Annotated in this window: 10 protein-coding genes; all 10 read right to left on the bottom strand. The window is 72.6% G+C overall.

Going from position 1 to position 13,015, the window contains the following annotated elements; translation table 11 throughout:
• Positions 1 to 27: 27 nt before the first annotated feature.
• Positions 28 to 3,696: a SpoIIE family protein phosphatase gene (locus ACTWM8_RS07660; protein ID WP_446213197.1), complete on the bottom strand. Its 3,669-nt coding sequence runs from the start codon at positions 3,694 to 3,696 to the stop codon at positions 28 to 30.
• A 188-nt stretch (positions 3,697 to 3,884) separates the two neighbouring features.
• Positions 3,885 to 4,436 (bottom strand): pyridoxamine 5'-phosphate oxidase family protein, encoded by a 552-nt coding sequence (locus ACTWM8_RS07655; protein ID WP_446213196.1) that lies wholly within the window; start codon positions 4,434 to 4,436, stop codon positions 3,885 to 3,887.
• 48 nt (positions 4,437 to 4,484) lie between these two features.
• Entirely contained in the window at positions 4,485 to 5,177 is a 693-nt protein-coding gene (locus ACTWM8_RS07650) for a gamma-glutamyl-gamma-aminobutyrate hydrolase family protein (protein ID WP_446213195.1), read from the bottom strand.
• 55 nt (positions 5,178 to 5,232) lie between these two features.
• Positions 5,233 to 6,000, bottom strand: a complete 768-nt coding sequence (locus ACTWM8_RS07645) for a 3-oxoacyl-ACP reductase (RefSeq protein ID WP_446213194.1) — start codon at positions 5,998 to 6,000, stop codon at positions 5,233 to 5,235.
• 5 nt (positions 6,001 to 6,005) lie between these two features.
• Positions 6,006 to 7,352 carry an aldehyde dehydrogenase family protein gene (locus ACTWM8_RS07640; protein ID WP_446214490.1) on the bottom strand — a complete coding sequence of 449 codons (1,347 nt, stop codon included), beginning with the start codon at positions 7,350 to 7,352 and terminating at the stop codon, positions 6,006 to 6,008.
• Between the two features lie 108 nt (positions 7,353 to 7,460).
• Positions 7,461 to 8,825: a glutamine synthetase family protein gene (locus ACTWM8_RS07635; protein WP_446213193.1), complete on the bottom strand. Its 1,365-nt coding sequence runs from the start codon at positions 8,823 to 8,825 to the stop codon at positions 7,461 to 7,463.
• 100 nt (positions 8,826 to 8,925) lie between these two features.
• On the bottom strand, positions 8,926 to 10,518 hold the full coding sequence (locus ACTWM8_RS07630) for an amino acid permease (protein WP_446213192.1): 1,593 nt from the start codon (positions 10,516 to 10,518) through the stop codon (positions 8,926 to 8,928).
• Between the two features lie 331 nt (positions 10,519 to 10,849).
• On the bottom strand, positions 10,850 to 11,533 hold the full coding sequence (locus tag ACTWM8_RS07625; protein WP_446213191.1) for a DUF1345 domain-containing protein: 684 nt from the start codon (positions 11,531 to 11,533) through the stop codon (positions 10,850 to 10,852).
• A 159-nt stretch (positions 11,534 to 11,692) separates the two neighbouring features.
• Positions 11,693 to 12,301 (bottom strand): class I SAM-dependent methyltransferase, encoded by a 609-nt coding sequence (locus tag ACTWM8_RS07620; protein ID WP_446213190.1) that lies wholly within the window; start codon positions 12,299 to 12,301, stop codon positions 11,693 to 11,695.
• 141 nt (positions 12,302 to 12,442) lie between these two features.
• A complete protein-coding gene (locus ACTWM8_RS07615; protein WP_154943530.1) occupies positions 12,443 to 12,943 on the bottom strand; it encodes a DUF456 domain-containing protein in 501 nt (166 codons plus the stop codon).
• Between the last annotated feature and the right edge of the window lie 72 nt (positions 12,944 to 13,015).

Raw genomic sequence — 13,015 nt, 5'->3', positions numbered from 1 at the left:
CCGGCGCCGGGCGCCCGGGGGCCGGGCTCAGTCCCGCAGCCGCCGGGTCAGTCGCACTTCCGTCCCGTCCGCGCCCCGGCTGACCGTCAGCTCGCCCAGCGCCTGGATCAGCGCCAGCCCCCGGCCGCGGAAGCCCGCCCCGGTCGACTCACGCCACTGGCCGCTGTCGCGCACCGTCGCCACCACCGTCCGGTCGGCGATGGTCACCTCGACGCTGATCGTCGGGTCGGTGGGCGCCACCGGGTGCTCGATCGCGTTCGCGGCGGCCTCGGAGACCGCCACGGTCAGGTCGAACACGTCGGTCTCGCCGACCCGGTGGGCGACCAGGAAATCCTCCAGCCGCTTGCGCAGCACGCTGAGTCGGGTCGGGTCGGCCGGCAGCCGCAGCGCGAACCGGTTGAGCTCGACGGCCTCCAGCGCCAGCACCGCCACGTCGTCGTGCCGGGTCCGCTCGGCGACCCGCTCCACCACGGCGTCGACCAGGTCGGCGACGTGCTCGCCCCGGACGGCGGCGTCCCGGCGGAGCTGGGCCAACCCCTCGTCGATGCCCACCTGCCGGTCCTCGACCAGCCCGTCGGTGTAGAGCAGCAGCCGGCCGCCGGGGGCCAGTTCGCCCTCGACGGTGCGGTACGTGGTGCCGGCGATGGCGCCGATGGGCGGACCGAGCGCCGCCTCGTGCAGGAACGCCACGTCGTCTCCTCGGATCAGCAGGGGGGACGGATGGCCGGCGCTGGCGTACCGCAGCCGGCCGGTGCGCGGGGAGAACCAGAGGCACACGACGGTGGCGAAGGACTGGCGCTCGGTCGAGCCGACCAGCCGGTTCAGCCGGGTCAGCGACTCCCCCGGGTCGTAGCCCTCCAGCAGGTACGCCCGCAGCCCGTTGCGCAGCTGGCCCATCGCGGCGGCGGCCTGGACGCCCTTGCCGACCACGTCACCGATGACCAGTACGACCTCGTCGTCGGCGACCCCGATCACGTCGTACCAGTCGCCGCCGACCTCCACGTCGGCGCTGCCGGGCAGGTAGCGGCTGGCCACCACCGCGCCGGGCAGCTGGGGCAGCGTCCGGGGCAGCAGGCTGTGCTGGAGGGTGGTGGCGATGCGGTGCTCGGCCTCGTAGAGCTGGGCGTTCTCCAGGCGTACCCCGACCAGGCGGGCCAGTTCGGTGAGCGCGGCCTGCTCGGTGCCGTTGCCCTCGCGGTGCCACACCCGCAGCTCGCCGAGCTGCGCGCCGGCGATGCCGGTCAGCGGCAGCACGTGCGACGGCTCGGCCGCGACCATCCCGCCGGCGTCGACCTCGTGGCGGGCGCCGGCGGTGGTGACGAGCACCCGGGCCGCCTCGGCCAGGCTGAGCGCGTGCCGGGCGGCGACCTGCACCACCTCGGCGGTGGACCGGGCCGTGTTGACCGCCACCGCCGCGTCGGCCAGCGCCCGGAGCCGGCGGATGATCTCACCGCGCAGCTGGCCCAGCTCGACGTTGGCCCGGACCCGGGCGATCAGCTCCTGCCCGGAGAAGGGCTTGGTCAGGTAGTCGTCGGCGCCGACGGAGAGCCCGGCGACCGCCTCGGCGGAGCCGGCCCGGGCGGAGAGCAGCACGATCGGCACGTGCCGGGTCCGCGGGTTCGCCCGCAGCGCCGTGACCAGGCCGAAGCCGTCCAGCCGGGGCATCATCACGTCGGTCAGCACCAGGTCGAAGGAGCTCTCCATCGCCTGTTCGAGCGCTGCCACGCCGTCGGGCACCGCCACCACCTCGTACGACGGGCCGAGCAGCCGGGTGACGTGTTCGCGCAGGTCGGCGTTGTCGTCGGCGAGCAGGATCCGGCCGGTGCCCGCGGTCACCGCCCGGTCGTCCGGCTTCGGCGCGAGCGCGACGTCGCCGCCGTCGCCCCAGATCGCGGTCTCCGCGACGTAGAGCCGGGCCTGCTGCGGCTCGGCCAGCGGGGCCGGCGCGCCGCTGGCGACCCGGTCGGCGGGCAGGTGCGCGGAGCCGAACGGGATCGTCACCGTGAACGTGCTGCCCTCGTCCACCCGGCTGCTCGCCACCACCCGGCCGCCGTGCATCTCGACCAGCTCGCGGACCAGCGCCAGGCCGATCCCGGTGCCCTCGTGGGTGCGCGAGCGCACGCCGGGCACCCGGTGGAACCGCTCGAAGATGTGCGGCAGCTCCTCGGGCACGATGCCGACGCCGGTGTCGCTGACCTCCAGCCGGGCGACACCGTCGACCGCCCGGATCCGCACCCGGATCTCGCCGTCGAAGGTGAACTTCAGCGCGTTCGACACCAGGTTGAGGACGATCTTCTCCCACATGTCCCGGTCGACGAAGACCGGCCCGGGCAGCGGTGGGCAGTCGACCACCAGGCTCAGCCCGGCCCGCGCGGCGGCGGAGCGGAAGGTGCTCACCAGCCGGGTGGTGTAGTCGGCCAGGTCGGTGGGCTGGTAGTGGGCGGCCAGCCGGCCGGACTCCAGCCGGGAGAAGTCGAGCACCGTGTTGACCAGCTTGAGCAGGCGCAGCGCGTTGCGGTGCATCATCGTCAGCCGGTCGGTGTACGCCGGGGGCAGCGCCGGATCGGCGAGCATCTCCTCCAGCGGCCCGAGGACGAGGGTCAGCGGGGTGCGGAACTCGTGGCTGACGTTGGCGAAGAAGTTGGTCTTCGCCCGGTCGAGCGCGGCCAGCTCGGCGGCGCGGGCCCGCTCCTGGGCGTACGCCCGCTGCTGCCCGACGGCCCGGGAGATCTGCGCGGCGACCAGGTCGAAGAAGTTGCGGTACTCGTCGCCGAGGAACAGCCGCCGGGAGACGCCGACGACCAGCACCCCGGCGGGCTCGTTGGTGGCGGTCAGCGACAGCGCCAGGGCCCGGTCGGCGGCCTCCGGCGGCACCGTGCCGAACAGGTCGGCCACGTCGATCTCGGCGGGGACGCCCTCGTCGGCGACCCGGAGCAGCGTGGGCGACGCCTCGGCCGGGACGCCCCCCGGGCCGGTGCCGCTGCACCCGGCCAGCGCGAGCTGACCGGTGTCGTCGTAGAGCCGGACGCGGGCGAAGGGGATGTCGGCGCGGTACCCGTCGAGCACCTCGCCGGCGATCCGGCCCACCTCCGCCACGGTGCGCGCCTCGCCGAGCCGGGAGCCCAGCTCGGCCAGCGCCCGGAGCCGGCGCTCGCCGAGCACCCGGCCGGTGGTCTCGTTCACGAAGCAGAAGACGCCGTTGACCCGCCCGTCGGCCGCCCGGATCGGGTCGTACGAGACGTCGAAATAGACCTCCTCGACGAAGCCCTGCCGGTCGATGACGAAGGGGTGGTCCTCACCGTGGTACGGCTCGCCGGTGCGCAGCACGTCGTCCAGCACCGGGCCGAGCACGTCCCAGGTCTCGGTCCAGTGCTCGCGGGCCGGCTGGCCGATGACGCCCGGATGCTTGGTGCCGATGGTGGGCAGGTAGGCGTCGTTGTAGAAGGCCCGGTGATCCGCACCCCAGAACATGGCGATCTGGGCGCGGGAGGCGAGCATCATGCTGACCGCGTGGCACAGCGCCGCCGGCCAGGCGTCGGGGGTGCCGAGGGGGGTGCGGGACCAGTCGTACCCGGCCAGCCTCCGGCCCATCTCGCCACCGGCCGCGAACGCCTCGGCGAGCTGCGGAGGGAGTGAGCCGTCGCCGGACCGACCCGACGAGTTCCGCTCGCCCTCGCCCACCTGGGCCGAGCTCATGCACCCTCCCGCTCCGGCCGTGTCCCGCGATCGCCTCGGCGTTCACCGGCCGTGCCCCGCCTTCTACCCAGACGGATCAGCAACGTAACGCATCGGCCCCAGCGGACGCTGGTTACCTGGGTCTCATCCTGCCGTCACCGGCGGCGGACCGCTCGCCCGGAGCGGGCCCGTCCGGCCGGGGCGGCGGGTCAGAAGATCGGCAGGCCGTCGATGCTGGCGGCGTTCTTCCTGCTCCGGTAGGCCGCCAGGTCCTCGTCCGTGCGGCGGGAACCCCACTCGATCAACAGGTCGCGTTCGCCGCGGTAGTCCATCAGCGGCACCGCGTACCCGCAGGAGTCGCTGACCCGGTCGACGGCGACCGTCACCACACTGCGGACGGCGTGCGGGTCGGGCGGTTCCGGGAAGCCGGCGAGCAGGGCCGGGAAGCCCGGGTCGGTGAGCGGGGTGGCGACGCCCCGGCCGTGCAACCGGACGATCTTGGGCGGGCCGGTGAAGGCGCAGAACATGACGGTGACCCGCCCGTTCTCCCGCAGGTGGGCCAGGGTCTCCGCGCCGCTGCCGTGGTAGTCGAGCCAGGCCACGGTCAGCGGGTCGACGACGCGGAAGGTGCCGCGCATCCCCTTGGGCGAGACGTTGACGTGCCCGTCCGGCCCGGACGGGGCGGAGGCCACGAAGAACACCGGCTGCGCCTCGATGAACTCCCGCAGCCGCCCGCCGATCTCCGGATACACCTTCCCCATGCCGGCCATCCTCGCACCCGCCGCCGAAGAGTGGGACGGCCGTTCCCGTCAGCTGGAACGGGCGGCCCGGACCAGAGCGGTGATCGGGCGGGGGTCGGCCTCGTTCTCCGGATGCCACTGCACCCCGAGCAGGAAGCGCCGGCGCGGATCCTCGACCGCCTCGACGACCCCGTCGTCCGCCCAGCCGCTGGCGACCAGCCGCCCCGGGTCGGCGACCCCCTGGTGGTGGTAGGAGTTGACCCGGTCCACCCCGGCCAGCACCGCCCCGGCCAGGCTGCCCGGCGCGAACCGGACCGGGTGCGCGCCGTACCGGCCCGGGGCCGGGCGGTGCCGGTCGTGGCCGACCACGTCCGGCAGGTGCTGGTGCAGCACCCCGCCGTGGGCGACCGCGAGCAGTTGCATGCCCCGACAGATCCCCAGCACCGGCAGGTCGGCGGCGAGCGCGCCGGCGAGCAGCGCCAGCTCGCCGGCGTCCCGGTCCGGCCGGGGCTCGGTACGCGGGTCGGGCGGCTGGTCGTACCGCTCCGGGCCGACGTCGGCGCCGCCGGCCAGGACCAGCCCGTCGAGCACCCGGACCACGTCGGCGTCCACGTCGTCCGGGGGCAGCACCACGGCCCGGCCGCCGGCCGCGCTGACCGCCCGGACGTACGCCTGCGGCACCAGCGTCGCCGGCACGTCCCGCCACACCGCCCAGGCGGCGGGCTCCACGTACGCGCTGATCCCGATCAGCGGGCGGCTCACCGGGCCAGCACCGTTCGCGACTGCGGGGCTCGCAAACCCGGCTCACTCCTCGCGCTCACAGTGGGGTGACGTACGCGCCGGTGATGCCGCCGTCCACCACGAACTGCGCGGCGGTCATGAACGACGCGTCGTCGCTGGCCAGGAAGGCGACCGCGGCGGCGATCTCCTCCGGGGCGCCGAACCGCCCCATCGGCACGTGCACCAGCCGGCGGGCGGCCCGCTCCGGGTCGGCGGCGAAGAGCTCCAGCAGCAGCGGGGTGGCGACCGGGCCGGGGCAGAGCGCGTTGACCCGGATCCCCTCCCGGGCGAACTGCACGCCCAGCTCCCGGGTCATCGCCAGCACCCCGCCCTTGCTCGCCGTGTACGCGATCTGCGAGGTGGCCGCCCCCATCAGCGCGACGAAGGAGGCGGTGTTGATGATCGAACCCTTGCCCTGCCGGCGCATGTGCGGGATGACGTACTTGCAGCAGAGGTAGACGCTGGTCGTGTTGACCCGTAGCACCCGCTCCCAGGCGTCCAGGCCGGTGTCCAGGATCGAGTCGTCGTCGGGCGGGGAGATGCCCGCGTTGTTGAACGCCACGTCGACCCGGCCGTGCCGCTGCGCCACGCCGTCGAAGAGTTCCCGGACGGACGCTTCGTCGGCCACGTCGCAGGCGACGAAATCGCCGCCGACCTCGTCGGCCGCCCGCTTGCCGGCCTCCGCGTCGATGTCGACGCAGACCACCCGCGCCCCCTCGGCGGCGAAGCGCCGCACGGTGGCCAGCCCGATCCCGCTGCCCGCCCCGGTCACCACGGCCACCCGGTCCTGAAGTCGTCCCTGCACGCTCGTCACTCCTCTGTGCTGATGAACACGTTCTTGACGTCGGTGAAGGCGTGCAGCGCGTCCGGGCCCAGCTCACGGCCGAGGCCGGAGCGCTTCATCCCACCGAACGGGGTCCAGTACCGCACCGAGGAGTGCGAGTTGACGCTCAGGTTGCCCGACTCGACGGCGCGGGCCACCCGCAGCGCCCGGCCGACGTCCCGGGTCCAGACCGACCCGGACAGGCCGTACTCGGTGTCGTTGGCCAGCCGCACGGCGTCGGCCTCGTCGTCGAACGGGAGCACCGACACCACCGGCCCGAAGACCTCCTCCCGCCAGTGCCGGTCGGCCGGCGACCCGGCGAGCAGCACCGTCGGGGCGTGCCAGTAGCCGGGGCCGTCGGGGCACGAGCCGGCGAAGGCGACCTTCGCGCCGTCGACGTACCCGGCGACCCGGTCCCGGTGCGCGGCCGAGATCAGCGGCCCCATCTCGGTGCTCTCGGCGGCCGGGTCGGCCACCCGGAAGGCGCGCACGGCCGGTTCGAGGAGTTCGAGGAAGCGGTCGTACACGCCGCGCTGGACCAGGATCCGGGAGCGGGCGCAGCAGTCCTGGCCGGCGTTGTCGAAGACCGCGTACGGCGCGGTGGCCGCCGCCTTCGCCAGGTCCGCGTCGGCGAAGACCAGGTTGGCGCTCTTGCCGCCCAGCTCCAGGGTGACCCGCTTCACCTGCTCGGCGCAGCCGGCCATGATCCGGGTGCCGACCTCGGTGGAGCCGGTGAAACAGACCTTGCGCACGGCCGGGTGGGTGACGAACCGCTCCCCCACCACGCCGCCCTGCCCCGGCAGGACGGTGAACACCCCCTCCGGCAGGCCCGCCTCGACCGCCAGCTCGCCCAGCCGCAGCGCGGTCAGCGGGGTCAGCTCGGCCGGCTTGAGCACCACGGTGTTGCCGGCGGCGAGCGCCGGGGCGAAACCCCAGCCGGCGATCGGCATCGGGAAGTTCCACGGGACGATCACCCCGACCACGCCGAGCGGCTCGTGGAAGGTGACGTCCAGCCCGCCCGGCACCGGAATCTGCCGACCGGTCAACCGCTCCGGGGCGCCGGCGTAGTAGTCGAGCACGTCCCGGACGTTGCCCGCCTCCCAGCGGGCGTTGCCGATGGTGTGCCCGGCGTTGTGCACCTCCAGCCGGGCCAGCTCCTCCAGGTGCGCGTCCACCACGGCGGCGAACCGGCGCAGCAGCCGCGCCCGGTCGCCCGGCGCCACGCCCCGCCACCTCTCGTACGCCCGCGCGGCCCGCTCGATCGCCGCGTCCACCTCCGCCGGCGAGCTGGCCGGCACCTTTCGCAGGATCTCCCCGGTCGCCGGGTTCCGCACGTCGGTCACCCGTCCCACCCTGCCCTCTCCACGGTGCTTGCGCAGCTGTCGTCCCGGCGCGTCGCGCCCGTCCCGTGCCGGCCCCACGGGTGCGGGAGCCGGGCGGCCTCAGAGGCGTTCGAAGCCACGGACGAGTTCCCAGTCCGTCACGGCCGCGTCGAAGGCGGCCAGTTCGACCTTCGCCTGGTTGGCGTAGTGGGCGACCACCTCGTCGCCGAAGGCGTCCTTCGCGACGGCGGAGGACTCCCACCGGGTGAGGGCGTCGCGAAGGGTGGCGGGGACCCGCTCGGCGGCCGGGTCGTCGTACGCGTTGCCGCGGCACTCCTCGCCCAGCTCCAGCTCCCGTTCGATGCCGTGCACCGCCCCGGCCACCAGGGCGGCGATCGCCAGGTACGGGTTGACGTCCGCGCCGGGCACCCGGTTCTCCACCCGCATGCCCTGCCCGTGCCCCACCAGGCGCAGCGCGCAGGTGCGGTTGTCGGTGCCCCAGCGGAGCGCGGTCGGGGCGAACGAGCCGGGCTGGTAGCGCTTGTAGGAGTTGACGTTCGGCGCGAAGAAGAGGCTCAGCTCGCGCATGGTGTCGAGCAGCCCGGCCAGCACCCGCTGGCCGGTCACCGACAGGTGGGCGGGCCCGTCGCCGAGCATCGCCGAGCGGCCGTCGGCGTCGCGCAGCGAGAAGTGGATGTGGCAGGAGTTGCCCTCACGGGCGTTCGGCTTGGCCATGAAGGTGATCGACATGCCCTCCTGGGCGGCGATCTCCTTCGCCCCGTTCTTGTAGATGACGTGGTGGTCGGCGCAGGCCACCGCCTCGTCGTACCGGAAGGCGATCTCGTGCTGGCCGAGGTTGCACTCGCCCTTGGCGCTCTCCGGGGTCAGCCCCGCGCCGGCCATCTCGGTGCGGATGCGGCGCAGCAGCGGCTCGACCCGGGCGGTGCCGAGCAGCGAGTAGTCCACGTTGTACTGGTTGGCCGGGGTCAGCTCGCGGTAGCCGCGCCGCCAGGCGTCCTCGTACGAGTCGCGGAAGAGCACGAACTCCAACTCGGTGCCGGCGTACGCGGTCAGCCCGTGCGCGGCCAGCCGGTCGAGCTGACGGCGCAGGATCTGCCGGGGCGAGGCGACCACCGGCCCGCCGCCGTCCAGCCAGCCGAGGTCGGCCAGGAGCATGGCCGTGCCGGGCTGCCAGGGCACCCGGCGCAGGGTGTCGAAGTCCGGCAGCATGGCGAGGTCGCCGTAGCCGCGATCCCAGCCCGACATCGCGTACCCGTCGACGGTGTTCATGTCGACGTCGACGGCGAGCAGGTAGTTGCAGCCCTCGCTGCCGTGCGCGACCACCTGGTCGAGGAAGAAGGGGGCGTGGAAGCGCTTGCCCTGCAACCGGCCCTGCATGTCGACCAGGGCGAGCACGACGGTGTCGATCTCACCTTCGGCGACGGCGACCCGGAGCTGTTCCAGCGTGAGCGGAGCTTTCCTCATCGGCGCGCCTCCATCACCAAGGTCTACTGGTTGTCGCGATCACGGTCAATGCCCCCGCTCCGGGCCCCGGCAAACCCCGGGGCCCGGGCCGGGTCCGTGGTCAGGCCGGCTCGTCGGCCCGCGCGGCGTCGGTGGCCGCTCGCGGCGCCGGCAGGTCGACGGTACGGCGGGGGCCGGTGAACCACTTCCGGGCCGAGGCGTACCACCAGACGGCGACCAGCAGCAGCAACCCGCCCACGGCGAGCGGCGCGTAGTTCACCGCCGACCAACTGAAGTCGGCGTTGCCGGGCACCCCGGCGGGGACGATCGGCAGCACGAAGTAGACCGAGATGACGGCGATCTCGATCACCGCGATCCAGCCGAGCAGCTTGTACTTCGGGCCCAGCGTCCACGGTCCGGGCTGGAACCGGTCCCCCATCCGCAGCCGCAGCGCGATCGGGATGACGAACGACAGGTAGAGCCCGATCACCGCCACCGAGACCACGGCGTAGAAGGCGATCGGGATGCCGGACGGGCTCTCGTAGAGCGCGGGCAGGGTGAGCACCAGCCCGGCCAGGGTGGCGCCGATGATCGCGTTGGCCGGCGTGCCGTTGCGGTCCACCTTCGACCAGAGCCGCCAGCCGGGCACCGCGCGGTCCCGGCTGAACGCGTACGTCATCCGGCTCATCGAGGTCACGCAGCTCATCCCGCAGAAGAACTGGCCGATGGTGGAGATGATGATGACGACCTTGAAGAAGAACGGCGTCAGCGCGGTCTCGAAGATCGCCCCGGAGAAGCCGTTCTGAGCGTTGATCGCGTCCACGTCGGTGGCGGCGAAGAGGAAGGCCAGCAGCAGGATCCAACCGCCGACCGCCGAATAGAAGATCGACCGCCAGAGTCCCTTGGCGGCGGCCTGCGACGCGCCCCGGGTCTCCTCGGAGACGTGCGCGCAGGCGTCGAAGCCGGTGATCGTGTACTGGGTGAGCAGGAAGCCCAGTGGCAGCACGTAGAACCAGAAGGTCAGCCCGCCGGTGTCGCCGTCGCCGAAGCCGGAGTTGTTGAACCGCTCGGTGAAGACAAACTTGAAGCTCTGGTGGTCGTCCGGCACCAGCAGCAGGATCGCCACCACGGCCGCCGCGCCGGCCACGTGCCACCAGACCGAGACGTTCTGGAGCACGTCGATGATCCGGTGCCCGAAGATGTTGATCAGGCCGTGCAGCACCAGGATGATCACGAACAGCAGGAACGCCTGGCGCAGCGTCCCCGCCCAGCCGTCGAAGAGCGCGGACAGGGTCAGGTTGAGGAAGGTCGCGCAGCCGTAGTCCACCGAGGCGGTGACGGCGACCAGCCCGATCAGGTTGAGCCAGCCGGTGAACCAGCCGTGCACCGGGCGGCCCATCTTCGCCGCCCACCAGTAGATGCCGCCCGCCGTCGGGTACGCCGAGACCAGCTCGGCCATGCAGAAGCCGATGATCAGGATGAACAGCGAGATCAGCGGCCAGCCCCAGGAGATGGCGACCGGGCCGCCGTTGTTCCACGCCTGGCCGAAGGTGGTGAAGCAGCCGGCCAGGATCGAGATGATCGAGAACGAGATGGCGAAGTTGGAGAAGCCGCTCCACTTGCGGCGCAACTCCTGCTGATAACCGAGTTCGGCGAGCCGTCGGGCGTCGTCGTCCATCGGTTGCTCGGCGGTCGGCGAGGGCGTCGTGGCCACTGCACACCTCCCTGAGGTGATCCCCGGTACGAGTGCGCCCGAGTCTCGTCCCGTGGATCACCGCGGTCAATCCGTCGCAAGTCCCGAACTCGCAAATTGCGTTGCCGACCGGGGCGGCCCGGCGGCATGCTTGAACCTGTGACCAGGCCCGATCGCGACGGGCCTTCCCCGGGCGCTCGGCAACGCCCGGTCCGCGGCGGCGCGGGGCACCCACCTCTCTCTCACGTACGGCGTGCTCCGCCGTGCCCGACGGGTGCCCCGTGCCGCCGTCCCTCCGCCCGGGCGGTCCGGCGAGAAGGACCTCGGCCACCGGTCGGTCAGTCCGACCCGGTCAGCGGGCCAGGTCGGCGATGAGGTTGACGGAACCCGCCACGATCACCACACCGAACACGTACGACAGGAAGGCATGGGACAGCACACTGCCCCGGATCCGCGGATCGCTGATGGCCGTGTCCGATACCTGGTAGGTCATGCCGATCGTGAAGGCGACGTAGGCCAGGTCGCGGTAGGTCGGCCGCCCCTGCGCAGACTGGCCGCCGAAGCCGATCCCCCCGGTCTTTGATCGGAAATGCAGGTCGCAGTAGCGCAGCGTGAAGACCGTGTTGACAACGGTCCACGACATCAGGACGGTCAGCATTGCGACGCCGACGAGCAGCACCCGCATTGAGCCGCTCTGCCGCCCGGCAGTGCTGAGAGCAAAGCCGACGCCCAGCAGGCTGGTGACACCCGCCCCTACCAGCAGCACCACGGCGGTTCCCCGCGTCTCGTCCTCACGCATGGCGAGCATCTCGGTGTGGGAGCCGTCTGCTCGGATAATGATCGGCCAGATGGTGAGGAGGAAGGCGAGCGCAGCGGCGTCCCAGCCCCCGACCGCGGCCAACTCCCACGTCATGAACGGCAGGAGCGCCAGAGCGACAATGAGCCCGATGGAGGCGACGATGACGGCTCGCCGCAGGGCAGGGGCGTGCCAGCCCAGGCATCGGTGATACCACGTCTCCGGGGGCATGCCGCTCATCGTCCGAGTGTCTCCCACCGCATCGCATGGCGTGCTCATAGCCGCGACAGCGGGCCCGTTGGTCACCTGGATGGCCCACTGATCCACCAATCGGCATGCCTCTGCGCCCGTCACGCAGCGTCCGACCGATGTGAGTGCACGGCGGCTCGCCGACTCAGCTCACCCTTCGGTCGCGATTGCCGCGATGGCGGCGTGTGGCCGATGAGTGCCTTCGCTGGGCCGCTGCAGGCGCTCAACTTCCGTGAAGCCGGCTCGCGCCAGTCGCTCGGAGAACTCGTCAACGGGCCAGCGATAGGCGGTCAGGACCTTGTGGTCGAAGGCGGCGACCTCGTCACCTACGAAGAGACCAAGCACTAACGTTCCGGCCGGGGCCGTTACTCGCCGGAACTCAGCGAGCACGCCGTCGAGGTCTTGCGGCGGCAGATGGATCAACGAGCCCCAGGCCAGGATGCCGGCGATGGAGTGGTTGGCAACGGCGAGATTTTCCATCGACCCGAGTTGGTAGCTACCGCTCGGGTGGGCTGCCCGCGCATGGGCGATGAACTCGGGGACTATGTCGATTCCCGTTGCGTTGACGCCCAGCGAGCGAAGGTAATCGGTGATATGGCCAGGCCCGCAGCCCAGATCGAGCACCGGGCCTGGTCGGCCCGCCAGATGTCGCCCGATGAAGGCGAGGTCGTCGGCGTGTACCTGCTGGCGTGTACCGAACAGCCCGATGTAGAGCTCCGCGACGGACGCATATGCCTGCCGGACGTGCTCGACGTTCACGAACGCGACTATATGAGCTCTCGGACGGCCATCGCAGGCCGGGGCCGGTCACTATCTGGGCCACGCACCGAGCCCACCGAGAACGGTGATCCGCATGGCGTCGGCCCTGACCGATGCCCACCGCCCGGACCGGCCGCTGGCTCAGGCGAACAGCAGGCCGGCGACCCAGAGGGCGGCGACGACCAGCCCGGCCAGGAACTCCACCATCATCGACAGCCCGGCCGCCTTGAGCGCCTGCACCGTCGCCGGCCAGGCGAGCTGGTTGCTGCCCAGTCGCAGCCGCTCGGCGCCGAACACCCCGCCGACGAAGCCGAGCACCAGCCCCACCACCGGGATCACGAAGAATCCCACCAGCCCGAGCAGGCCGCCGGCGAGCAGCGACGAGGTGGGCACCCCGGTCCGCTTCAGGTTCCGCCCCGGCCAGGCGTACTTGACGACGGTCCCCCCGGCGGCGACCACGGTGGCCGCGGCGAGCACCGCCCACCGGCCCGGACCCGCGCCGCCGAAGAGCGCCCAGACCAGCACGCCGCCCCAGCACAGCGGCAGCGCCGGCAGCCCGGGCACCACCACGCCGGCCAGTCCGGCCAGGATGGCCAGCGCGGCCACCACCGACACGGCCGCCTGTGAATCGGTCAGGCCCACGCCGCCTCCGCCCGTCGCCCACGGCCCCCGGCGGGACCACCACCCGGGTACGCCCCGCCGCGCCCGACCCGA

The sequence above is a fragment of the Micromonospora sp. IBSANI012 genome, assembly GCF_052814045.1.
The sequence above is the reverse complement of the archived record's forward strand: the minus strand, read 5'-3'. Positions and strand labels throughout refer to the sequence as shown.